The organism is Paraburkholderia sp. BCC1885, assembly GCF_900996235.1.
Classification (GTDB): Bacteria; Pseudomonadota; Gammaproteobacteria; order Burkholderiales; family Burkholderiaceae; genus Paraburkholderia.
The window spans coordinates 53109-74806 of sequence record NZ_CAAJGM010000011.1; the positions used below are offsets into that span (position 1 = coordinate 53109).

At 62.8% G+C, this 21698-nt stretch carries 23 protein-coding genes; 16 read left to right on the top strand and 7 right to left on the bottom strand.

Annotation, left to right across the window (positions count from 1 at the left end):
* The first annotated feature begins 30 nt into the window (after positions 1–30).
* Together FQ755_RS00310 and dmeF are read left to right on the top strand one after the other, a co-directional pair.
* The gene (locus FQ755_RS00310; RefSeq protein ID WP_144150127.1) at positions 31–306 is read left to right on the top strand and encodes a metal/formaldehyde-sensitive transcriptional repressor; all 276 of its coding nucleotides are present in this window, start codon (positions 31–33) and stop codon (positions 304–306) included.
* A gap of 5 nt (positions 307–311) precedes the next feature.
* Complete coding sequence (dmeF, locus tag FQ755_RS00315) at positions 312–1253, top strand: CDF family Co(II)/Ni(II) efflux transporter DmeF (RefSeq protein WP_144150128.1); 942 nt, start codon at positions 312–314, stop codon at positions 1251–1253.
* Between the two features lie 176 nt (positions 1254–1429).
* Here dmeF and FQ755_RS00325 read toward each other — a convergent pair whose 3' ends face one another.
* Positions 1430–2422: an alpha/beta hydrolase gene (locus FQ755_RS00325; protein WP_144150129.1), complete on the bottom strand. Its 993-nt coding sequence runs from the start codon at positions 2420–2422 to the stop codon at positions 1430–1432.
* A 601-nt stretch (positions 2423–3023) separates the two neighbouring features.
* Between FQ755_RS00325 and FQ755_RS00330 the strand changes: the two genes are divergently transcribed.
* The 3 genes from FQ755_RS00330 (at position 3024) to FQ755_RS00340 (ending at position 5460) form a co-directional block, all read left to right on the top strand.
* Entirely contained in the window at positions 3024–4337 is a 1314-nt protein-coding gene (locus FQ755_RS00330) for an MFS transporter (protein WP_144150130.1), read from the top strand.
* Positions 4338–4637: 300 nt separating this feature from the next.
* Positions 4638–5024, top strand: a complete 387-nt coding sequence (locus FQ755_RS00335; RefSeq protein WP_144150131.1) for a hypothetical protein — start codon at positions 4638–4640, stop codon at positions 5022–5024.
* Positions 5025–5193: 169 nt separating this feature from the next.
* On the top strand, positions 5194–5460 hold the full coding sequence (locus FQ755_RS00340; protein WP_144150132.1) for a hypothetical protein: 267 nt from the start codon (positions 5194–5196) through the stop codon (positions 5458–5460).
* 32 nt (positions 5461–5492) lie between these two features.
* On the opposite strand, the gene FQ755_RS00345 is transcribed toward FQ755_RS00340, so the two are convergent.
* On the bottom strand, positions 5493–5897 hold the full coding sequence (locus FQ755_RS00345) for a hypothetical protein (RefSeq protein WP_409936948.1): 405 nt from the start codon (positions 5895–5897) through the stop codon (positions 5493–5495).
* Positions 5898–6166: 269 nt separating this feature from the next.
* Between FQ755_RS00345 and FQ755_RS00350 the strand changes: the two genes are divergently transcribed.
* From FQ755_RS00350 to FQ755_RS00360, 3 genes are all read left to right on the top strand, one after another.
* The gene (locus FQ755_RS00350) at positions 6167–7096 is read left to right on the top strand and encodes a PadR family transcriptional regulator (RefSeq protein WP_409936949.1); all 930 of its coding nucleotides are present in this window, start codon (positions 6167–6169) and stop codon (positions 7094–7096) included.
* 53 nt (positions 7097–7149) lie between these two features.
* Positions 7150–7965 (top strand): siderophore-interacting protein, encoded by an 816-nt coding sequence (locus FQ755_RS00355; protein WP_144150133.1) that lies wholly within the window; start codon positions 7150–7152, stop codon positions 7963–7965.
* Positions 7966–8032: 67 nt separating this feature from the next.
* Positions 8033–9295 (top strand): MFS transporter, encoded by a 1263-nt coding sequence (locus FQ755_RS00360; RefSeq protein WP_144150134.1) that lies wholly within the window; start codon positions 8033–8035, stop codon positions 9293–9295.
* 90 nt (positions 9296–9385) lie between these two features.
* Here FQ755_RS00360 and FQ755_RS00365 read toward each other — a convergent pair whose 3' ends face one another.
* Positions 9386–11116 (bottom strand): AMP-binding protein, encoded by a 1731-nt coding sequence (locus FQ755_RS00365; RefSeq protein ID WP_144150135.1) that lies wholly within the window; start codon positions 11114–11116, stop codon positions 9386–9388.
* A 54-nt stretch (positions 11117–11170) separates the two neighbouring features.
* Positions 11171–12304 (bottom strand): acyl-CoA dehydrogenase, encoded by a 1134-nt coding sequence (locus tag FQ755_RS00370; RefSeq protein ID WP_144150136.1) that lies wholly within the window; start codon positions 12302–12304, stop codon positions 11171–11173.
* A 281-nt stretch (positions 12305–12585) separates the two neighbouring features.
* Between FQ755_RS00370 and FQ755_RS00375 the strand changes: the two genes are divergently transcribed.
* From FQ755_RS00375 to FQ755_RS00385, 3 genes are all read left to right on the top strand, one after another.
* Positions 12586–13629, top strand: a complete 1044-nt coding sequence (locus FQ755_RS00375; protein WP_144150137.1) for an AraC family transcriptional regulator — start codon at positions 12586–12588, stop codon at positions 13627–13629.
* Between the two features lie 291 nt (positions 13630–13920).
* Positions 13921–15222 carry an NCS2 family permease gene (locus FQ755_RS00380; protein WP_144150138.1) on the top strand — a complete coding sequence of 434 codons (1302 nt, stop codon included), beginning with the start codon at positions 13921–13923 and terminating at the stop codon, positions 15220–15222.
* 161 nt (positions 15223–15383) lie between these two features.
* Complete coding sequence (locus FQ755_RS00385) at positions 15384–15914, top strand: cytochrome b (protein WP_144150139.1); 531 nt, start codon at positions 15384–15386, stop codon at positions 15912–15914.
* A 94-nt stretch (positions 15915–16008) separates the two neighbouring features.
* On the opposite strand, the gene FQ755_RS00390 is transcribed toward FQ755_RS00385, so the two are convergent.
* Entirely contained in the window at positions 16009–16299 is a 291-nt protein-coding gene (locus FQ755_RS00390; protein WP_144150140.1) for a DUF1488 domain-containing protein, read from the bottom strand.
* A gap of 339 nt (positions 16300–16638) precedes the next feature.
* On the opposite strand from FQ755_RS00390, the gene FQ755_RS00395 reads away from it, so the two are divergent.
* Positions 16639–18696 carry a sigma-54-dependent Fis family transcriptional regulator gene (locus FQ755_RS00395; protein WP_409936951.1) on the top strand — a complete coding sequence of 686 codons (2058 nt, stop codon included), beginning with the start codon at positions 16639–16641 and terminating at the stop codon, positions 18694–18696.
* Positions 18697–18762: 66 nt separating this feature from the next.
* The gene (locus FQ755_RS00400; RefSeq protein WP_144150142.1) at positions 18763–19077 is read left to right on the top strand and encodes a 2Fe-2S iron-sulfur cluster-binding protein; all 315 of its coding nucleotides are present in this window, start codon (positions 18763–18765) and stop codon (positions 19075–19077) included.
* Positions 19078–19554: 477 nt separating this feature from the next.
* On the opposite strand, the gene FQ755_RS00410 is transcribed toward FQ755_RS00400, so the two are convergent.
* Positions 19555–19749, bottom strand: a complete 195-nt coding sequence (locus FQ755_RS00410; protein ID WP_144150144.1) for a YqaE/Pmp3 family membrane protein — start codon at positions 19747–19749, stop codon at positions 19555–19557.
* 57 nt (positions 19750–19806) lie between these two features.
* Entirely contained in the window at positions 19807–19998 is a 192-nt protein-coding gene (locus FQ755_RS37910) for a DUF1653 domain-containing protein (protein ID WP_260858232.1), read from the bottom strand.
* Positions 19999–20189: 191 nt separating this feature from the next.
* Between FQ755_RS37910 and FQ755_RS00420 the strand changes: the two genes are divergently transcribed.
* The 3 genes from FQ755_RS00420 (at position 20190) to infA (ending at position 21626) form a co-directional block, all read left to right on the top strand.
* Positions 20190–20408 carry a hypothetical protein gene (locus FQ755_RS00420; RefSeq protein WP_144150146.1) on the top strand — a complete coding sequence of 73 codons (219 nt, stop codon included), beginning with the start codon at positions 20190–20192 and terminating at the stop codon, positions 20406–20408.
* 519 nt (positions 20409–20927) lie between these two features.
* A complete protein-coding gene (locus tag FQ755_RS00425; RefSeq protein ID WP_074295140.1) occupies positions 20928–21209 on the top strand; it encodes a hypothetical protein in 282 nt (93 codons plus the stop codon).
* Between the two features lie 144 nt (positions 21210–21353).
* The gene (gene infA, locus FQ755_RS00430) at positions 21354–21626 is read left to right on the top strand and encodes a translation initiation factor IF-1 (RefSeq protein WP_042325066.1); all 273 of its coding nucleotides are present in this window, start codon (positions 21354–21356) and stop codon (positions 21624–21626) included.
* Positions 21627–21698: the final 72 nt, after the last annotated feature.

Below are 21698 nucleotides of genomic sequence, written 5' to 3' on the forward strand. Positions count from 1 at the left end.
CATTCGCCATATACCTATAGGGGGTACCCTATGTCTCACCTCTCAGCCCAGAAAGATGATCTGTTGAAACGGGTCCGCCGTATTGCCGGCCAGGTCCAGGCTGTCGAGCGATCATTGGAATCGGAAGCAGACTGCGAAAAGATTCTTCACCTCGTTGCTGCCACGCGCGGCGCCCTCAATGGGCTGATGGACGAAATTATCGAGGCGCACGCTCGCGAACACGTTGCGCATCCTGACCTGACCGCCGATGAGCGAAGCCGAGGTGTGGATGCCCTGATCGAAGCTATTCGGCGCTATTCAAAATAGTGGCTATGAACACCCGTCTTTCTACTTCGCCTTGCAAACACAACGGCTCGTTCCTGGGTAGTACCCATGACGAAAACGCGCGCCGCACCCAATCGGTCGTCGCGCTGACGTTCATCATGATGGTTGGCGAGATCGTAGCCGGCTATCTGACGGGATCGATGGCGCTACTCGCCGATGGTTTCCACATGGCGACGCATGCGGGTGCTCTCGGGATTGCCGCAGGGGCATATGCCTACGCAAAGCGGCACTCGAACGATCGGGCCTTCAGTTTTGGCACGGGCAAGGTGGGCGAACTCGCTGGCTTCGCTTCCGCCCTCATCCTGGCCGTCGTGTCGATAGCGATCGCTGTCGAATCCGCCCTCAGACTGTTCCGTCCAACCACGGTCGTCTTCGGCGAAGCAACCATCATCGCAGCCGTTGGGCTCGCCGTGAACATCGCCAGCGCCTTTCTACTTTCTGGCAGCCACGGTGGCCATGAACACCATGCCCATCATCACGGACATGATCACCACTCACACGGAAGCGACAACAATCTGCGGTCGGCCTACGTTCATGTTCTCGCGGATGCACTGACCTCGGTGCTGGCAATCGTGGCGCTGCTTGCGGGCCGTTATCTCGGCTGGGTCTGGCTTGATCCGGTGATGGGTATTGTCGGTTCAATCGTCATCGCCCGATGGTCGTGGACCCTCCTGCGCGACACGGCCGCGATCCTTTTGGACAAAACCGACGAGCACGTCACCGAAGAAATATGCGAGATATTGGCATCGCACGGAGACGCTCAAATTGCCGATTTACATGTCTGGCAAATCGGACCCGAAGCGCGGGCGGCCATTGTAAGTGTCAGCACGAAAGCGGGTATTACGGCAGATACGATTCGCGAGAGACTCGCGCCGGTTCACGAAATACTTCACTTGACGGTAGAAGTTGCCCGTCCTGCATCTCAGTGAGCGACAAAACCGCCGTCGACCGGCAACGCCACACCGACAATCAGGCCTGCGCCGGGACTACATAACCGCAGCACGGCGACAGGCACTTCCTCAGACATGCCTGCGCGACCGCTCGGCTGATCCTTGAGGAAGCCCTTCGCCCGAGCGTCGAGGCAGAAAACGCCAACATCTCCGCATTAACGCGGCGCAGGCTCCTCAAGGAAATTTTGCACCGCGTTGAACAATTGCAAGCGGTTCTTCTCCATGATGACCGTGTGCGTCCCTTCGCCGATCAGATCGTATTGCTTCCACGGCGTGCCGGTCAGCAGCGGAAACAAGGCCTGCGACATGTAAGGCGGCGTGTCCTGATCCCATTGCGCCTGAATCATGAGCGTAGGCGCCGTGATCTTGCCCGGATCGTAGGTCGCCTTACCGGACATGTAGTAGCCGCGAATGTCCTGCGTCACGCCGTTCGGTGCGCGCAAGGCCGGCGGGTTGGCCGATGCCGCTTTGGGATCCGTCGCCCACGTCGCCTGCTGCCACTTGTCGAACCAGCCGGGCGGAATCAGGTCCGAGCGCTTGTCCTCGGGCACGCCTTTGTACCAGCGCTCTTTCGCCATCTCCGCAGTGACCATGCGATACGCGCCGAGCTTGGCGGCATCGCCCGTTGGCGGGGTGTCATGCGAGAGCCAGACCGATGCGTAAAGCACGAGGCGGTTCACCTTGTCCGGTTGCGCGGCCGCGAAACCGCCGGCAATCGTCGTGCCCCACGACCATCCCATGACATCCAGCCTCGTCAGGTGGCGGCGCGCCAGCACCCAATCGACGACAGCCGCGTAGTCCTGCACCGCCTGGGCCGTCGTTTCCACGGGCTGCCCGGCGTCAGCCGGCTGGTCCATGGCCGCAGGGCGCGTTGAACGGCCGTAGCCGGGAAGATCGAGCAGGTAGACATCGAAGCCACGCCGCGCCATGTAATCCATCCACGACATGCCGTCCAGTTCGAGATCGAACGCGGTGCTGGCGGGATACGTGGCGCCGTGGACGAACACCAGCGTGTGGGCGGCGTCAAAATGCGTTTGATTGGCCGGATGCTTGTTTCGGACATATATCTGGATGCCCGGCTGCGGCGATGCCACCATTGCTTCTTCGGTGACCAGTTTGACAGGCGCCGCGGCATACGCGGATGTCATGCCGGCCAAACCAGAAAATAATGTAAGGATAACTGACGATGCAAGGAAATGTGCAAACTTCATTGACGTCTCCGTAAGCCGTTTTTCCGGCCGTTTCTTTTTGGATGGAGAACTTACTCTATCAAGACCTGAGACTTCATGTAAGAAGGTATTAAAAAAACTGGCCATCGATCGACCCGCGCGGCATAAATCACGTAGATGCCTTAGAAGGCTCGCACCCGACACGGACGGGCGGTTTCCGCACCACGTCGGCGCGCTGGCGGTTGCAAATGCTTTCCCTGAGCAATTCTGAATTGCTAAAAACGTGTTGTTCCAGCCCGACGGAGCGTCTCGCATTGCGGCCAAAGGTCGGTCGCTCGAATTGCCGGGATCGTGCTTCGCAAAGAAGCGTATTGTTCAGTCGCGGTAAATAAATCAATCGCGGTAAGTAAATCGGTCAATGAGGCAAACCCTTTTACGCACAACTGTTTTGCGTGACGGGTGGCTTTCCCAATGCTTCGCCAGCCGCTACCCTGCTCCGTTTGCAGCGCGGTGCTTGCCTCGGCAATTCGCCAGAAGCATCTCTATCGATCAATAGCAATAGTCGCTTCAAGGAAACAGCATGGTGGGGACAAACGGGGCATTCGCGTCAGATGCGGCACCCTCGGCCGAGGCGGATGATTCGATATACGAAAAAGTGACGCGACGTATCGTGCCGTTGCTGTTCATGTGCTACGTCGTTGCCTATCTCGACCGCGTCAACGTCGGGTTTGCGAAGATCCAGATGCTCGCGGATCTGAAGTTCAGCGAGACGGTGTACGGGCTGGGCGCCGGAATTTTCTTTCTCGGATACTTCCTTTTCGAGGTGCCGAGCAACTTGCTATTGCACCGCGTAGGCGCGCGACTCTGGATTGCGCGTGTGATGATCACCTGGTCGATCGTTTCGGCGGCGACCATCTTCGTCAAAACTCCGGCCATGTTCTACGCGATGCGCTTTGTGTTGGGTCTCGCTGAAGCGGGCCTGTTCCCTGGCGTGATCCTGTATCTGACTTACTGGTACCCGGCACGCAGGCGTGCCAACATGCTGGCGCTATTCATCACTGGAATTCCCGTTGCTGGATTGGTGGGCGCGCCGCTATCCGGCTGGATCATGAATTCAGCTTCCGGCGCGCACCACCTGGCCGGCTGGCAATGGCTTTTCCTGATAGAAGCGATTCCGTCGCTGGTGATGGGGTTTGTCGTGCTGCTCTTTCTGGATAACAGCGTCGAGAAGGCACGCTGGCTCACTGCCGACGAAAAGGCGCTGCTCGCACGCAATCTGGCGGACGACAGCAAAGGTGTCCAGTCCCACCGCGCGCGCGACGGCTTCGCCAACCCGCGTGTCTGGCTGATGTGTGTGCTGTATTTCTTCAACATGATGGGCTTGTATGGCGTGGGATTCTATTTGCCCACGCTGATCAAAAACACCGGTGTCAGCAATCCGCTTAGCGTAGGACTGCTTACCGCCCTGCCCTATGCTGTGGCGGTGGTTGCCATGCTGATAGTGAGCCGCCATTCCGATGCACGCCGCGAACGGCGTTGGCACATCACGATTCCGGCCATGGCAGGCGCGCTAGGCTGGATCGCAAGCGCCGTATTTATGCACCAGCCCATGCTCGCCACGATCGCACTGACGGTGGCAACGGCAGCGGTGCTTGTCACCATGACGCAGTTCTGGGTTTTGCCGACTGCCATGCTGACCGGCGCTGCGGCCGCATCAGGAATCGCCGTGATCAATTCGGTCGGCAATCTCGCCGGGTTTGTCAGTCCGTACCTGATTGGCGGCATCATCGACGCGACCCATTCGACCGTGTTGGCCGTGGTCGCACTCACCATCAGCATGTTGATGGTGGGCGTGCTCGCGCTGACGTTGCCTAAACGGCTGGTTAACCGCTAAATAATCGAAAGTTCGCGGCGCCGCGACCGTGCGGCGCTCGAGGACTGGCGGTCGATGTCATCAATGCGGGCCGCACTCTTTCCTATGTGCTCGCCAGATTGTCATCGATTCGACACACTTGCCCGACCGGCCGCGCATGGCCGGATCCAGCAAATCCACTGCTTTTGCTGCCGCATCGCCAACGCATCGTCGAAATAGGGGGCAAATCTCCGCCTATTCCGGGATTTGGCAACGGCCTGCATCCCACACACTACGGACTCCCAGGGCACACAGCGCCCTCCTTCCAGGAGTCCGTTCGTCATGCAAGTATCCAATCCTGTTTCCTCGCTCACCGGCAATACGTCCAATAACGCGCCGTCGAATGTCGGCGGCGGCGGCAGCGGTACTGGCCCGACCTTCCAGTCGCTGCTCGGCCAATTGACCAACTACGTGAACGAAACACCGCAACAACGGATGGAAGCCTCCATCCTCGCGCAGCTCGGCATCACGCCGCAGCAGTTGCAAAACATGACGCCGGCGGAGCGTCAGAAAGTCGAGGATGAAGTCAAGGAGCTGATGAAAAAGGAAATCCAGGCTCAGCAGCAACAGCAGCAGGCACAGCCGCAAATGCAGCAGGCGCAACAGACGGCGAACTCGCAAGGGAATTCATCTTCCAAACACAATACGACGATCAACATCACCCTGTAATTTGTCCGGTTGAGCGGCGGCGCGCGGACACGGAGGCATTGCGTCCGCGTGTCACTCATCGCGGTCCATCGCGCTCCATCAAGCCGCGTTGCACCGCGGCGTCACGGATAATCGCAATGGGTTGTGGGACAATGGAAAGCGTCGACCAACAGTCTGCAGGATGATCCGTATGGCACCGGTGCATATCAATCTGACGACCCCGCTCGTGATGAACGAGTCGGGATTGTGGTTTTCGGCGTATGGCTTTGGCTGGGGATATTGCGCGTTCGAACTCAGGCCGGACGTGATCTGCAAATCTCTTGGCGCAGCAAATGAAAGCCCCAAACAGTTGCTCCTCGCCTTCCAGCTCGGAAGGCAGAGACTGCTGGGAGTGGCGGGCCGTAAAGCGGTTCCGTCGAACGGCAATCGTATTCAGATCACCGCCGAGGATCTTTAAACCGGCTCAGGCCGGCGAAGTTTCCGCTTAAGCTAGGCCATCGCCGCGCCCATGGCACCGGGCCTTGCGTCCCGGTCGCTGCGGGTGGAGAAATCGCTCGCCTTGAGCGGCACCGTATCCGCGCTGGCAATCGACCGCTTTGCGCCGGCTCGTACCAGGATGCGATCCATATGCAGATAAAAAAGCTGTAATTGCCGCGCGTCCATTGCCCGGCGCTCCAGCTCGAACACCTCTTCGAGCACCGCGCGCGGTACATGAAACCGCTGAAGTCCGCGATTAAGCCTGATCTGGAAAACCACGCCGTCACTATTGTGCGGCACCCCGGCCCAGACGAGCGAATCGTTATTCATAAAGCCCCCCCGCGAGATAATTTTGACATCGACGGTTCTCGCGTATTGATCCTCGCATAAATAATTTCGCCGACCAATATATTTCAAAATTGTGTCGTCGCGGGTGTTGGCTTTTTAACGACGTCCGGATTGTGCCATTACCCTATTTCTTAGTTATCCGAACTAAAGACCGCGCAGTGATATCTCGCTGGACCAGCCGTGGAACGGTCGAAGCTCTTGTATTGGGCATCAGGCCGTGGCCGCAGGTCGCGAGTGCCTCCGAGTCGCCAGTCATCATCCGACCCTTCATTTTTTCTTTGACAAACTATCTTTATATATATCTTACGACACATCTTAAGACATAACGGAGCACCCGGATGCGTCACTCACGCCACTCCCATCATCGCCACGATAGCGACGACCTCATGTTTTCCACCGACAGCTTCTCGCTGCACGAACTGTGGCACGCCATCGGCCGCAGCCACCACCGCGAAGGCCACGACGGCCACGGCCAAAGCGCCATCGGCCGCAGCCACGACCGCGCTCATGGCCATCGTCACGGCCACGCCGGCCGCGGCTTCGAGGACCACGCCGTCGGCACCGCGCGCGGCTCGGCCCGTCCCGACCGCTTTACCCTGCACGCCCTCTGGCACGTCATCGGCCGGCATCATCATCGTGGTGGCGAACGCGGCGGTGACCGTGGCGGCCGCTTCGGTGGCTACGGCGGTCCCGGCGGCTTCGGCGGCGGTGACGGCGAGGGCTTTCCGCGCGGCCGCAAATTCACCTCGGACGATCTGCAACTGCTGTTGCTGGCCTTGCTGGACGCCCAACCGAGCCACGGCTACGAGCTGATCAAGGCGCTCGAAACGCGCTCGAACGGCTTCTACAGCCCGAGTCCCGGCATGGTCTATCCGGCACTGACCTACCTCGAAGAACTCGGCTATGTGACGGTCCAACTGGAAGGCAACCGCAAGCGCTACGAACTCGCCGAACCGGGCCGTCAGCATCTCGCGGACAACCGCGAGCGCGTCGAACTGATGTTTGCCAAGCTGACCCACATCGCCCGCAAGATGGACTCGGTCCGCCGCGCCTTCGCCGGCGAGGAACCGCTCGATCCGAGCGAAGGCGGCTGGCTGCCGGAGCTGATCGAAGCCCGTCGCGGGCTCAAGCACGCGCTGCTGCGCCGCGACAACGTGCCGGCCGACGAGCAACGCCGCATCGCCGCGATCCTCGCGCGCGCCACGGCCGAAATCGAAGGCAACCCGGGCGCCGCGAGCGGCACCGACAAAAGCGCCACGGATATCTGAGCCTGCGTGAACGGCATCGCGGGCGCCACCCGACACATTTGGAGAGAACTTTTATGCTGACCAGGTCCGATCTCGCGGTTACCCGCGTCCGTCACTCCCTGAAATTCCGTCTGCTGCAAGTCAAGCGGGTCGAACCGCTGACGCCTCACCTGATTCGGGTCACCCTGACCGGCGACGATCTGCACGATTTCGAATCGGCCTCGTTCGACGACCACGTCAAGGTTTTCTTCCCGGCGCCGGGCGCCGACAAACCCACGCTGCCGAGCGCGGGCCCGAACGGCCCGGTGTTCGCCGAAGACAAGCCGCGGCCGGTAGCACGCGATTTCACGCCGCGCCGCTACGACCGCGCCGCTCGCGAACTCGATCTCGAATTCGCCCTGCACGAGGCCGGACCGGCCGCGGGCTGGGCTGCTCAGGCCAAGGTCGGGCAGTATCTGGGCATCGGCGGCCCGCGCGGTTCGCTGGTGATTCCAACCGGCTTCGACTGGCATCTGCTGATCGGCGACGAAACCGCGCTGCCTGCCATCGCCCGTCGGCTGGAAGAGCTGCCTGCCGGCACGCGTGTGGCGGCAGTTCTCGAAGTCGCCGATCCGTCGGCGCGCATCGAGTTCGATACCGCAGCCGAATTGCACGCCGTGTGGTGTTACCGCAGCGACTCGCCGTATCGCGGCGACGCGCTGCTGCAAGCGGTCCGCGACACCTATCTGCCGGAAGGCGACGGTTATGTCTGGGCCGCGGGCGAATCCGCCACCATGCGCGCGGTGCGCTATCACCTGTGCACCGAACGCGGAGTCGACAAATCGCGGATCCGCGCGGCAAGCTACTGGAAACAGGGCGCCGCCGCGGTCCACGAAAATCTCGACGATTGAAGCGCCGCTCATCCAATATTCACCGCCAGCCATCCGGCTGGCTTTATTCCGTCAAGGACTTTTGCCGATGTATTCCATCAGCACCCGGCACGAGCGCCGTCTCTTATGGCTGCTCGCGCTGACGCAGTTCACCATCATCATGGACTTCATGATCATGATGCCGCTGGGCCCGCAGATCATGCACAGCTTCGGCATCGCGCCGGCCGCCTTCGCGACCGCGGTGTCGGCCTACTCGTGGTGCTCGGGGCTCTCGGGCCTGTTCGCCGCGACCTATATCGACCGCTTCGACCGTCGCAAGCTGCTGCTGACGATTTACGCGCTGTTCGCGCTCTCCAATCTGGGTTGCGCGCTCGCCAGCAGCTATCCGCTGCTGCTCGCGGCGCGGGCGTTTGCCGGCCTGAGCGGCGGCGTGCTCGGCTCGGTAATCATGGCGATTGTCGGCGACGTGATCCCGGTCCAGCGGCGCGGGGCGGCCACCGGCACCATCATGACCGCGTTCTCGCTGGCCGCGATTGCCGGCGTGCCTGCGGGCGTCATGCTCGGCGCGCGCTTTAACTGGGCGGCGCCGTTCGTGCTGCTGGTCGTGCTGTCCGTGCTGATCTGGATTGGCGGCTCGCTGATCGTACCGTCGCTCGCCGAGCACCTGAACCGCCGGCCGCCGCCGTTGCGCCAGGTGCTGCCCGACCTGATGCGTCTGCTCAGCAATCCGCGTCACCTGAATGCCTTTGCGCTCACCTTCACGATCATGGTGTCGCATATGCTGGTGATTCCGTTTATCGCGCCGATGCTGGTGCTCAACCACGGCGTGCCGCCCGCGCATCTGTCGTGGATGTACATGGGCGGCGGCTTCGCCACGTTCTTCACCTCGCGTCTGATCGGGCGCATGGCTGACCGCTACGGCAAGCACCGGGTGTTCCGCATCGCCGCGCTGATCTCGACGCTGCCGGTGCTGTTCGTCACCCACCTGCCCGATCTGCCGTTCGTGGCGGTCGTACTGTTCTTCCCGTTCTTTATGGTGGCGATGTCCGGACGGATGGTGCCGATGCAAGCCTTGCTGACCACCGTCCCCGAGCCGGCCCGGCGCGGCGCGTTTCTGAGCGCCAACAGCGCGTTGCAGGCGCTCGGCACCGGCTGCGGCGCGTGGCTCGGCGGCCTGATGCTGACCAATACGGCAAGCGGACAGATTGCCGGATATGGCACGGTCGGCTGGGTGGCGGTGGCGCTGACCATGGTGGCCGTGCTGTGGGTTGGCCGCGTCAAGGCTGCGGCGGACAGGGCGCCGGCACACGCGGCGGCGGACCTCGGTCCGGAACCGCTCGGCGAGGCCTGAGCCTCGCCTGGGTTTTCGCGCGGGTCGCGTGCCGATTGCGCCGGTTGCGCGGCGGTTGTGCTTCGGCATCACGCGGCGCCGCTTGCGGGCTCAGCGCGGCGACGTATTCGTGCCGCCCAGCAGATCCGGAAAGTCCTCTTCCCAATACTCGCCAGGCAGGCGTGCGGGTTCCGTTTCCCGCTCCAGCTCACGGCGCCGCAGTTCGACGCGGCGGATCTTGCCGGAGATGGTTTTTGGCAATTCGCTGAATTGCAGCCGCCGCACCCGTTTGTAGGGCGAGAGTTTCTCGCGTGAAAACTGGAATACGCTGCGCGCCAGTTCCGGACCCGCTTCGTAGCCGTGCCGCACCGTCACGAACGCCTTGGGCACGGCGAGACGCACGGCGCAGGCGCTCGGCACCACAGCGGCTTCGGCAATCGCTTCGTGTTCGATCAGCACGCTCTCGAGTTCGAACGGGCTGAGCCGGTAATCGGACGACTTGAACACGTCGTCGGCGCGGCCTACATAGACGTAGTAGCCATCTTCGCGGCGCAGCGCGACATCGGAGGTGTGGTAGTAGCCGTTGCGCATCGCCTGCACAGTGGCGTTCGGGTTGTTCGCATAGCCCGTCATCAGGCCGAGCGGACGCTGCCCAGTCAGCGGCAAAGCAATTTCACCTTCCGTCGCGGCCTGATCGTCGGCGTCGACCAGTTCGATCCGGTAACCCGGCAAGGGGCGCCCCATCGATCCCGCCACGACCGGCTGCCCCGGCGAATTGCCGACGAGACAGGTGGTCTCCGTCTGGCCGAAACCATCGCGGATCGTAATGTCCCAGGCATGCCGTACCCGCTCGATAATCTCCGGATTCAACGGCTCGCCCGCGCCGACGATCTCGCGCAGCTTGACCGGATATTGCGTCAACGGCTCCTGCACCAGCATGCGCCAGACGGTGGGCGGGGCGCACAGAGTGGTGATGCGGCAGCGCACCAGCACGTCGAGCGTTTCTCTCGGCACAAAGCGCGCGTAATTGAAGACGAACACGCAGGCCTGCGCGTTCCACGGCGCGTAGAAGCAGCTCCAGGCATGTTTGGCCCAGCCTGGCGAACTGATGTTCCAATGGATATCGCCGGGTTGCAGGCCGATCCAGTACATCGTCGACAGATGGCCGACCGGATAGCTCTGGTGGGTATGCTCGACGAGCTTGGGCTTCGACGTGGTGCCCGAGGTGAAATACAGCAGCAGCGGATCGGTGGCGCGGGTCGGGCCGTCCGGCGTGAAGTGCGGCGAGGCCCCGCCGGCGGCGGCCAGATCGATCCAGCCGTCGCGCGGCGCGCCGACCGAGACGCGCGTCAACGGAAACTCGATGCCGTCGAATTTCGCCAGTTCACCGCTGTCGGCCACCGCGAATTTCGCTTCGCCGATCTGCAGGCGGTCGCGCAGATCGTCGGCGGAAAGCTGGGTGGTGGCGGGCAAAACGATAGCGCCGAGCTTCATGGCCGCCAGCATCACGTCCCACAGTTCGACGCGGTTGGGCAGCATCAGCAGCAGACGATCGCCGCGCCCCACACCGATGCCGCGCAGAAAGTTCGCCATCCGCGCCGAACGCTCCGACATCTGCGCGTAGGAGTACTTCGTGCCCTCGCCCGTGGGATCGTCGACGATCCACAGCGCGGGCTGGGGGTTGTCCTGGGCGACGACGTCGAAATAGTCGAGCGCCCAGTTGAATTCGCCGAGCGCCGGCCACGCGAATTCACGATACGCGCGGTCGTAATCTGTACGATGGCGCAGCAACAGATCACGCGCCGCGAGAAAGTTCTGCGTCGAAACGGTCGGGCCGGTCATCGTCGTCTCCTCTGGGGTGGCGCATCTGCGCTCTATTCGCGCTTTATTCTGCACTCAAACGTGCCGCGCGATCACCATTCTTTGTACTTCGCTGGTCCCTTCGTAGATCTGCGTAATGCGGGCATCGCGATAATGGCGCTCCACGCCGTAGTCCTCCAGATACCCATAGCCCCCATGAATCTGGATTGCCTTCGAGCAGACTTCCTCGGCCATCTCGGAGGCATACAGCTTGGCCTGCGACGCCTCCGACAGGCACGGCTTGCCCGCGCTGCGCAACCGCGCCGCGTGATGCACCAGCAGGCGCGCCGCGTTCAGACGCGTCGTCATGTCGGCCAGCATGTTGGCCACGCTTTGATGCTCCTTCAAGGTCTTACCGAACTGCACACGCTCGCTGGCGTAAAGACGCGCCGCATCGAAAGCCGCCCGGGCGATCCCGAGCGCCTGCGCGGCAATACCGATGCGGCCGCCTTCGAGATTCGACAAGGCGATGCGCAGCCCCTCGCCGCGCTGGCCGAGCAGATTGGCTTCGGGGATGGCGCAGTCCTCGAAGGCGATCGGACAGGTGTCCGAAGCGCGAATGCCCATCTTGTGCTCGGGCCGGCCGACGTTGAAGCCGGGCGTGTCGGTGGGCACGATGAAGGCCGAAATGCCGCGCTTGCCCAGGTCCGGGTCCGTGACGGCAAACACGATGGCGAGATTCGCCCGCGCGCCGTTGGTCACGAACTGCTTGTTGCCGTTGACGATCCACTTGCCGTCGCGCAACTGAGCGCGCGTGCGCAGATTGTGGGCTTCCGAGCCGGCCTGCGGTTCGGTCAGGCAAAAGGCGCCGATCCGGCGTCCGCTGGCGAGATCTTCGAGGTAGGCGTCTTTTTGCGCCTGGGTGCCGAAGTTCAGGATCGGGCCGCAACCAACCGAGTTGTGCACGCTCATCAAGGTCGCACACGACGCGCAGCCGGCGGCCACTTCCTCGATGGCCAATGCATAGGCGATGTAGTCGGTGTACGAGCCGCCCCACTCGGACGGCACGATCATGCCCAAAAAGCCCAGTTCGCCCATCTGCCTGACGACTTCGTCCGGCAGGTGCGCGTCGCGGTCCCACTGCGCCGCGTGGGGCGCAAGGCGTTCGACCGAAAAGTCGCGCGCCGCGTCGCGGATCATGCGTTGGTCGTCGGTGTAAAAATCGTCCATGAAAGGGTCTCGCCTCTGCGTCAATGTGAGCTTGAGTGTAGGCAAGCCGCTGGACAGGTTCGATGCTCTGCCCGATCATTCTACGTGAGCGGATTTGCCATGGCGGCCGATCTAGGCGGCCGCTTTGTGGCTGGCTTTCTGGTTGGATTAGCCGCCCGGATTCGCGCGTTTCGTATGATCCGAAGCGCCTGCCGCTGAGCGCATTTGCCAGCCCCGGCAGTCCTGCCGCCCTTGACAGTCTTGACAGCCCAAAGCCAAAGCCACACAACCCAACTGACTCGATGACGTCCAAAACCGATAAAGGAACCATCTCGCTGAGCCTCGTCGAAGAGACGCTGGCGTTGGCCCGCGCGCGCGGGCTCGACGTGCGCCCGCTCGTCGAAGCCGCCGGCATTGCCCCGCATGTGCTGGCCGCGCCGAAAAGCCGGGTGTCGTCGGCGCAATACGGTGCGTTGTGGAGCGGCATTGCGCGGGCGCTCGACGACGAATTCTTCGGCCAGGACTCGCACCCGATGCGCTCCGGCAGCTTCATCGCCATGACGCAATGCGCGCTGACGGCGCGCAACGGCAGCCAGGCGCTGTCGCGCGCGCTGGGTTTCATGCGCCTCGTGCTCGACGATCTGAGCGCCCACCTCACCTCGACGCCGGAGCGCGTGCGCATCACCTTCAGCCATCGCGAGGGCGCGCCGCAGCCGACCATGTTCGCCTATGCGACCTACTTCATCCTCGTGTATGGGCTGGTGTGCTGGCTGGTGGGCCGGCGCATTCCCCTGCTGGCGGCGCGCTTTCGCTGCGCCGAGCCCGCTGCGGCGCAGGAATACCGGCTGATGTTCTGCGACGACATGCAGTTTGAGCAGCCCGCCTCCTACGTGGATCTGCCGCCGGAATTCCTCGAACTGCCGGTGATCCAGACCGCGCGGACCATCAAGCCGTTTTTGCGCGACGCGCCCGGCAACTTTATCGTCAAGTACCGCAATCCCGGCTCGCTGGCCGCGCGGGTGCGCAAGACGCTACGCGCGCTGCCGATGGCTGCCTGGCCCGCCGCCGACGCCATGGCGCTGCATCTGCACGTGGCCGAAGCGACCATGCGGCGGCATCTCAAGCAGGAGGGCTATACCTACCAGTCGATCAAGGACGACCTGCGGCGCGACATCGCCATTGCCGAACTGCAGGACAGCCGCCGCACGATTGCCGAGATCGCGACGCGGGTCGGTTTCGCCGAACCGAGCGCCTTCCACCGCGCGTTTCGTAAATGGACCGGCATGCGGCCCACCGACTACCGGCTCGCGCGATCCGATCTGGTGCCGCCAGCGGAATCGGAGTGAGCAGCATGGAGCAAAGGCTCCTTCTGCCGACCGCCCTCGACGCCCCATCTCGCGTGCCGCGCAAGGTATCATCTCGCCCCTTCGACATCGCCATGCGTGCCGCTACCGCGCCGCCAAACCGCGGCCGACTGTTGCATCCGCTCCACGGCAAACGTCCCGACCCGCTATTTCACCTTCAATCGTGACTACAATCCGCCCGTAGCGTCTTGCGAACACCCGCTCTCCCAAGAAGCGGCGGCACCTTTCAATTACCACAACAAACAACTTCAAACACGACCCGAGACTCGCCTAATGGACTCCATCAAACGATACTTCGGCTTCGACGAAGCTGGCACCAATCTGCGCACCGAACTGCTCGCGGGCCTGACCACCTTCCTGACGATGGCCTACATCATCTTCGTCAATCCGGCGATTCTCGGCGACGCGGGCATTCCCAAAGACGCCGTGTTCGTGGCCACCTGCCTCGTCGCCGCCCTCGCCTCGCTGATCATGGGCCTGTATGCGAACTACCCGATTGCCTGCGCGCCGGGCATGGGGCTGAACGCCTACTTCGCCTATACCGTGGTCAAGGGCATGGGCTTCACCTGGCAGGCGGCGCTCGGCGCGGTATTCATCTCCGGGTGCCTGTTCATGATCGTCACGCTGTTCCGGGTGCGCGAGGTTATCGTCAAAGGCATCCCGCAATCTATCCGGATTGCCATTACGGCCGGCATCGGGCTGTTTCTCGCCATCATTTCGCTGAAGACGGCCGGCGTCGTGGTGGGCAATCCCGCCACGCTCGTGACGCTCGGCAATCTGCACGATCCGCACGTGATTCTCGCGATCATCGGTTTCTTCGCGATCGTCACGCTCGATTTCCTGAAGGTGCGCGGCGCGATCCTGATCGGCATCGTCGGCGTGACGGTGCTGAGCTTTTTCTTCGGCGGCAACCAGTTTCACGGCATCGTTTCCGCGCCGCCGTCGATCGACGCCACGCTGTTCCATCTCGACATCCGCGGCGCCCTCTCCACCGGCATTCTCAACGTCATCCTGGTGTTCTTCCTCGTCGAACTGTTCGATGCGACCGGCACGCTGATGGGTGTCGCCAATCGCGCCGGGCTGCTGGTGGAAGGCAAAATGCACCGCCTGAACAAGGCACTGCTCGCCGACAGTACCGCCATTCTCGCCGGCTCCCTGCTGGGCACTTCGTCGACCACCGCGTACATCGAAAGCGCCTCGGGCGTGCAGGCGGGCGGCCGCACCGGCGTCACCGCCATTACCGTAGCCGTTCTGTTCCTCGCCGCGCTGTTCTTCGCGCCGCTCGCGGGCGTGGTGCCCGGTTACGCCACCGCGCCGGCGCTGCTGTACGTTTCCTGCCTGATGCTGCGCGAAATGGTGGACCTGCCGTGGGACGACGCCACCGAAGTCGTCCCCGCCGCCCTCACCGCGCTGCTCATGCCGTTCACCTATTCGATCGCCAATGGCGTGGCGTTCGGCTTTATTTCCTACGCGGGCCTGAAGCTGCTGACCGGCCGGGCGCGCCAGGTCAAGCTGGTGGTCTGGATCATCGCCGCGGTTTTCCTGTTCCGCTACTTCTATCTCGGCGCGGATTAAGCGCCGCTTTGCAGCCCGCAGGACCAGCGGGCTACGGTGACCTGAATTATGCCTATTTGCGCGCCTGCGCAACATTAGCCGTTCGGCCAGTTCCCGTACCGGACGGCGTTGGTTATCATCCGACCATTACAACAAAGACCAACCACATCACGGGAGTCCGCATGTCCTCGCAACGCAGCCAGGAACGCTATTCACAGCCGGCCATCTTCTTTCATTGGGCCATTTTTGTGCTGGTGGCGCTGGCGTATTTCGCCATTGAAATCCGTGGCCCGAAAGGCACGGATAGCCGCGCTTTCTGGACCAGCGTGCATTTCTGGGCCGGCACGCTAGTGCTGACGCTGGCGATCGGGCGGCTGGCGTGGCGCCTATGGACGCCGGCGCCGCCCGATATCGACGTCAACCGCTTGATGGCGTTTCTCGCCCGGCTGGTGCATCTCGCGCTGTATCTGTTTATCTTCGCGCAGCCGCTGCTCGGCATGCTGATGGTCAATACCGGCGGTCATCCGGTCACGCTCGCATGGCTGAATCTGAATTTCACGCTGGTGAGCGCCGATCCGGCCGCGCGGCCGCTGCTCAAAGCCGCGCACGTATGGATCGGCAATGCGTTTTATTGGGTGATCGGCGTGCACGCGCTGGCCGCAATCGGCCATCACGTGCTGCTGAAGGATCGCACGCTGCGGCGCATGATCTGAGCGACAGCCTTAAGGACGTGGCGAAGGCGTGGCGAGCCTGCGCACGGCGGGCGCCGCGCCAAGCCGCACAATGCTCAGCGAGAGCGGTAGTCGCTTAATTGCGCCAGTTCGCCTCGTAGAAACGCACGTAACCGCTGCGCAGAACGAGACATTGTGCGCGCGTCTCCGAGAGCAAACGGCGCGTCGCCGCTTCGATCCGGCTGCGATGCTCCGCGAAGGCACCCACCATGTCTTCGAGGCGCGGCGAAGCTGCGCCGTAATGGTCTTCAAGCGCCTCGGCCGTGATCATGCATTCCACCCTCTCGCCGTCGACCATCGCCGGGAACGCCAGAGTAAGTTCGCGCCCCGAATACGCAGGGGTTTCGTTCGGGAAGATGATCTGCATGGAAGTCGCCTTGGTTTGACGGTGGATCGCTCGGGGCCGCGCACGCCTGTTCTTGATTGCCTCCTCTATGGTCGAGGCGCGGGCTACAGCAACCGCATAAAAGTGTGCAAGTACGCATGATGCGGTTGATTTGATTCACTTTAGACGAGTTCCAGCGCACCGCAAGTTTTCCTTCCAGACCGGGGCTCCGGCATGGCTGCCTTGGGGTTAGCCCTCGCCCGCGTGCATCCGCGCTTCAATCCTGTAATATGAATTTTCGGCTGCGCGGCTTGCTGCGCCGCACGATGCCAACAGGCGGGCAACGTACCCCCTGCGTCGAAATCCAACCGGAGACGAGCAGTGACACATCGCCCTGGCACGCCCCCTATGGCGCCTATGGTTGCCCGCCCTTTGGCGGGGCAGCCCGAGGTAATCGCGCAAGCGCACGCTCGCTCGCTCCACGTCGGTCTGCGCGCCGCCGAAACGCCCGACTTCCATCCCTTGCGCGAGCCGGCGCTGCGTGCGCTGGTCGAGCGCAATCATTCGCTCTACACACACGCGCTGCCTGTAATGGAGACGCTTCACGCGCAGATCGTCGATACCCAAAGCATGGTGCTGCTCACCGACGATCAAGGCGTGATCCTGCACAGCCTCGGCGACAGCGACTTTATCGAAAAGGCCAACCGCGTCGCGCTTTGCCCGGGGGTGTCGTGGGCCGAGTCGGACCGCGGCACTAACGCCATCGGCACGGCGCTGGTCGAGGGTCAACCGACCGTCGTGCATGCCGACGAACATTTCCTGCATGCGAATCGCATTCTGACCTGCTCGTGCGCGCCGATCGCCGATCCATACGGCCGCATCATCGGCGCGCTCGATGTGAGCGGCGACACGCGCGGCTTTCATAAGCACACCCTGGCACTTGTGCGGATGTCCGCGCAGATGATCGAGAATCATCTGTTTTCCAATCAGTTCGCCGATGCGGTACGCATCCATTTTCACGCGCGCGCCGAATTCATCGGCACGCTGGTGGAAGGCCTCGCGGCATTCGCGCCCGACGGAACGTTTCTCTCGGCCAATCGCAGCGCACTGTTCCAATTAGGACAACCATTCGCCGAGTTACAGCGGCGGCCATTCGAAGAGCTCTTCGGCATGGCGTTTCCCGCCTTGTTGCAGCACACGCTGTGCGCGCCAGGCGAATGCGTGACGCTAACCCTGCCGAGCGGCGTGCGCGTGATCGCCCGCGGCGAATTCGCCGCGCCGCGCCAGATTTTGCCGGCGGCCGGCATGAGCGGTGAAGCGGGAGTCGCGGTGACAGTCCGTCCCGTCACCCGCCCAGCGTCGCCGTTAACCCTCGCCGCACTCGACACCGGCGACGCGCAGATGGCCGCCATCCTGCGCCGGGTCGAAAAAGTCCGTGGCCGCGATATTCCGATTCTTGTGCTCGGCAAAACGGGGACCGGCAAGGAGTGGCTCGCTCGCGCCATCCATCACGATTCGCCGCGCCGCGCGGCGCCCTTCGTCGCGCTCAACTGCGCGTCGCTGCCCGACACGCTGATCGAAGCCGAGTTGTTCGGCTATGAAGACGGGGCATTTACCGGCGCGAAAAAGCGCGGCAGCGTCGGCAAGATCGTGCAGGCCGATGGCGGCACGCTATTTCTGGACGAGATCGGCGATATGCCGCTCGCCCAGCAGGTGCGGCTCATGCGCGTGCTGCAGGAACGCATCGTGACGCCGCTCGGCAGCACGCGGGCGATTCCGGTCGATCTGCGCATCGTCTGCGCGACCCACCGCGACCTGCGCGAGATGATCGAGGCGGGCACTTTCCGCGAGGATTTGTACTACCGGATCAACGGCCTCGCCGTGACCTTGCCCGAGCTCAGCGCGCGCACGGATCTGGCCGCGCTGGTCTCGCATATTCTGGAATGGCAGCGCGAAAGCGAACGGATGCCGGTGCGCGTCAGTCCCGCCGTGCTCGAGTATTTCCGGCGCTGCCGCTGGCCGGGCAATTTGCGGCAACTGGCGAATGTGCTGCGCACGGCCGCCATCATGGCGGGGGGGACGCGGCAGATCGAGACGGAGGATCTGCCGGAGGATTTCCTGAGTGAGTGCGAGGCGGCTGGCGAGGTGCCGCCCGGGAAGGCGACAGAGGCCGGCTGCACATTGACGACGCATCCAGCCGCGCAAAGCAACAACAGCCGTCACAGCAGCAGCGGCAACGGCAACAGAACCGCCAGCGAACCCGTCGACAAAACCCTCGCTCGCGCCCACGCGGCCGCGCCTCGCATGGAGGATTGGCAAACCACGCTGATCGCTCAAACGCTTGCGCGCCATGAAGGCAATGTGTCCGCCGCGGCACGCGAACTCGGCCTCGCACGCAATACGGTGTACCGGTATCTACGGCGCGGCCAGGCTCATTGACGCGCACGGCATTCGCGCATTTCGCGTCGTTTCGGTATCGTGGCGGACTGACTCCCGTTCGAAGCCATGTCTGAAACCAAGCCACCCTTCTCGGTACGTGTCGAGCCGCTCGGACGCACGTTCGAAGCGCCCGATTCGCTCACCGTGCTCGAAGCCGCCGGCTTCGCCAATCTGCGGCTGCCGCGCTCATGCCGAAATGGAACGTGCCGGACGTGCCTATGCAGGCTGGTGAGCGGCTCGGTGTCGTACACCATCGAATGGCCGGGCGTTTCGCGCGAAGAAAAAGCGGAAGGGTTTATCCTGCCGTGCGTGGCGGTGGCGCGCTCGGATCTGGTGATCGAAGTGCCCGATGCAGCGGAGCTTGGGTCGCGTCAGGGATAGCGCATTCCTTCGCGCCGCAAAAAGCAGTTACGTCCCGCTTCCCCGCCAGCTGCTACGCAAAATGTAAAACCTGCCCGCCAGATCAGCCGTTTTTGCAAACGGTCAAACTCAAAGCGAGCGATCCGCACCCGAGCGCGATTGCGTCGTAGTACCGCCAGCCAAAAATGGTTCGAGGCCGAAAAGCCAGGCAAAACAAAACGTCATCCGGGCGAGCGGAGTGCGACCGGTTAGCGAGTCGTCGCCGCCCGTATCCGGCGACGCAGCCGGGAGGGCCTCGAGGGACTGGGCATAGTCAGCAGTGGTGTGATCTGGGCGCATGGTCTTTCTCGTTATTGACATCGGGTAGCCCTGACTTAGCAAACCGCGTGCCTCGCCGGATTCCCCCGCCCCATACCGCTTTGCCGCCCTCACCCGAACGGCGGAGCCACGACTGCCACGACTGCCACGCCGCAGCATCAGCCCACGCGCAAGCGGCCGTTAGCGTCGCCCGCCGAGCGCACGCTCGATCTTCCGATCCGTCGTGTACTGGCTCAGCGCATACACCGACCAGATTGCCGCCGGAATCCAGCCGATCAGCGTGATCTGCAAAATCAGGCAGATGATTCCCGCAAACGGACGGCCGATCGTGAAGAACTGGAACCACGGCAGGATGATGGCAAGCAACAGGCGCATGCTGATTTCCTCATGAGATCTGAGATCCCGCTCGCCGCCTACGCGCGGCGTAACGGATCAGTTGATAGGCGCGAAGCGCGGCACCTTGCCGCCTTCGTGATCGACCAGTTCGAAAAATACCGAGGCCGGACGGGTCCAGATCGTACCATTTGCGGCCCGGTAGACAATCATCGTGACGGCCGGATCGGATTCCAGAGCCGCCTCGCAAATCAGTTCGTAAATGCCGCCTTTGTAGTGCTGATAGCGCACGGTGCCGGACCTCGTAATCACGGTTGATAAAATACAGCGCGGGAAAAACGCGCATCCTACGCGAGCCGCGCCGCCAACGCGAGCGCTCCCAGACACACGTGGTGGGCGGACCACGACGTCTGCATTTTTGTCCGCTTGGCGAGCGGAATTTGTCATGCGATAAAAGAGCGACCTATTTCACGGAGCAACAGATGGCCACGCTCGAAGCGCTTCGTGCCGTGCTGGACGACGAAGGCACGCCCGAAATCATCCGCAATCACATCATCGATTCCCTGCAGTACACGCTGCGCAATCACGGCCAGATTTTCACCTCGAAGGAAGTCGAATGGCTCGCAGTCTGGGACGACGCGCGCATTCCGCTCGCCGCCTCCCGTGAACTGAAGAAACGCATCGCGGAAACAACCCGCTAACGCCACCGCAATTTCAGAAAAATCGCCAGTTTCACGCTGGCGCCCCGCCCCATAAGGCGTTCGCCGCAGCCACCACGGCCAGCGGCGCGCTTTTCCACGGCATTTTCCCGCCCGCCGCCGCTCGTCCGGCAGTTTTTGCTATCCAACCTGGCCCATTTAGTGCATCATATTGAAATAGCTGTATTCCGCCGCATCTGCAGTATCAGCAGCAGCATTTAGCATCTCCGCACCACCCCCGACTGTTCGACCGCCGCCTGTCGGCGATTCCGGCAATGCGCAACACGCATTCGCCGTCGCGAGTTGTGCAGTTTTTCCAGCGCCTGATGTCTGCGCGACGTTAGCGCGTTTTCTTCTCCATCGACCCCGCGATTTCGCGCGGCTGCGCTCAAGCCCCTTGCCACCGGGCCTGTGCCACTCTTTTTCCATGGCGGCGCGCCCCAAGGTGCTGCGCTGCCGGGCCTGTTGTGCCGCGCGTAACACGCGTGACACGCCAGCCACGTATTACAGGACAAGGACTTAATGAATTCAGTTGTCAAGACCTACAAGGGCTACGAAATCCATCCCCTCGTGTATCCGCGCCGCCCCGCCGACGGCACGACCAGCCGCAATCCGGACGCAGGCTACGACGCCTCGGTGCGCATCTGCCGCGTCGGCGCCAATCCCGCTGCCGATGGCCGGGTGTTCCGCCTGCCGTATCTGTGGCCGTTCGAAGGCACGGGCAAAGCCCGCATCGCGTGCATGGCGCACGCCGAACAGTTGATCGACGGCCGCGTAGACGGCCAGTCGGTCGCCGATCTTTGATCGGTCATCCCGTCTTTGCAAGGCGCGCTGTGCGCGCTGCGCCTCTCCTTTGTCCGCGGGTGCGCCGTCCGGCCGCCCGCGCTACCGCCTCACAAGCTTTGCCGTTGAGCAAAGCCCCCTTACCCCATCGACCAGGAGTTATGCATGGCGAAAGAAGAACTGCTTGAACTTGACGGTATCGTCGACGAAGTACTTCCGGATAGCCGTTACCGCGTGACGCTCGACAACGGCGTCGTGGTTGGCGCTTACGCGTCCGGACGCATGCGCAAGAATCACATCCGTATTCTCGCGGGCGACCGCGTGACGCTGGAACTGTCGGTCTATGACCTGACCAAAGGACGGATCAACTTCCGTCACAAGGACGAACGCGCCTCCGGTGGCGGCGGCGCCCGCAATACGCAGTTCCGTCGTCGTTAAGCGTCAGTGAGGTGTCGGCGCGCTGGCCGTCGCCTTGACGGCGGCCTGGGTCGACGCCGCGCCTTGACGGTC

Coding starts and splice junctions, on each gene's coding strand:
- FQ755_RS00310 (WP_144150127.1), top strand. CDS start 31: ATGTCTCACCTCTCAGCCCAGAAAGATGATCTGTTGAAACGGGTCCGC.
- dmeF (WP_144150128.1), top strand. CDS start 312: ATGAACACCCGTCTTTCTACTTCGCCTTGCAAACACAACGGCTCGTTC.
- FQ755_RS00325 (WP_144150129.1), bottom strand. CDS start 2,422: ATGACATCCGCGTATGCCGCGGCGCCTGTCAAACTGGTCACCGAAGAA.
- FQ755_RS00330 (WP_144150130.1), top strand. CDS start 3,024: ATGGTGGGGACAAACGGGGCATTCGCGTCAGATGCGGCACCCTCGGCC.
- FQ755_RS00335 (WP_144150131.1), top strand. CDS start 4,638: ATGCAAGTATCCAATCCTGTTTCCTCGCTCACCGGCAATACGTCCAAT.
- FQ755_RS00340 (WP_144150132.1), top strand. CDS start 5,194: ATGGCACCGGTGCATATCAATCTGACGACCCCGCTCGTGATGAACGAG.
- FQ755_RS00350 (WP_409936949.1), top strand. CDS start 6,167: ATGCGTCACTCACGCCACTCCCATCATCGCCACGATAGCGACGACCTC.
- FQ755_RS00355 (WP_144150133.1), top strand. CDS start 7,150: ATGCTGACCAGGTCCGATCTCGCGGTTACCCGCGTCCGTCACTCCCTG.
- FQ755_RS00360 (WP_144150134.1), top strand. CDS start 8,033: ATGTATTCCATCAGCACCCGGCACGAGCGCCGTCTCTTATGGCTGCTC.
- FQ755_RS00365 (WP_144150135.1), bottom strand. CDS start 11,116: ATGACCGGCCCGACCGTTTCGACGCAGAACTTTCTCGCGGCGCGTGAT.
- FQ755_RS00370 (WP_144150136.1), bottom strand. CDS start 12,304: ATGGACGATTTTTACACCGACGACCAACGCATGATCCGCGACGCGGCG.
- FQ755_RS00375 (WP_144150137.1), top strand. CDS start 12,586: ATGACGTCCAAAACCGATAAAGGAACCATCTCGCTGAGCCTCGTCGAA.
- FQ755_RS00380 (WP_144150138.1), top strand. CDS start 13,921: ATGGACTCCATCAAACGATACTTCGGCTTCGACGAAGCTGGCACCAAT.
- FQ755_RS00385 (WP_144150139.1), top strand. CDS start 15,384: ATGTCCTCGCAACGCAGCCAGGAACGCTATTCACAGCCGGCCATCTTC.
- FQ755_RS00390 (WP_144150140.1), bottom strand. CDS start 16,299: ATGCAGATCATCTTCCCGAACGAAACCCCTGCGTATTCGGGGCGCGAA.
- FQ755_RS00400 (WP_144150142.1), top strand. CDS start 18,763: ATGTCTGAAACCAAGCCACCCTTCTCGGTACGTGTCGAGCCGCTCGGA.
- FQ755_RS00410 (WP_144150144.1), bottom strand. CDS start 19,749: ATGCGCCTGTTGCTTGCCATCATCCTGCCGTGGTTCCAGTTCTTCACG.
- FQ755_RS00420 (WP_144150146.1), top strand. CDS start 20,190: ATGGCCACGCTCGAAGCGCTTCGTGCCGTGCTGGACGACGAAGGCACG.
- FQ755_RS00425 (WP_074295140.1), top strand. CDS start 20,928: ATGAATTCAGTTGTCAAGACCTACAAGGGCTACGAAATCCATCCCCTC.
- infA (WP_042325066.1), top strand. CDS start 21,354: ATGGCGAAAGAAGAACTGCTTGAACTTGACGGTATCGTCGACGAAGTA.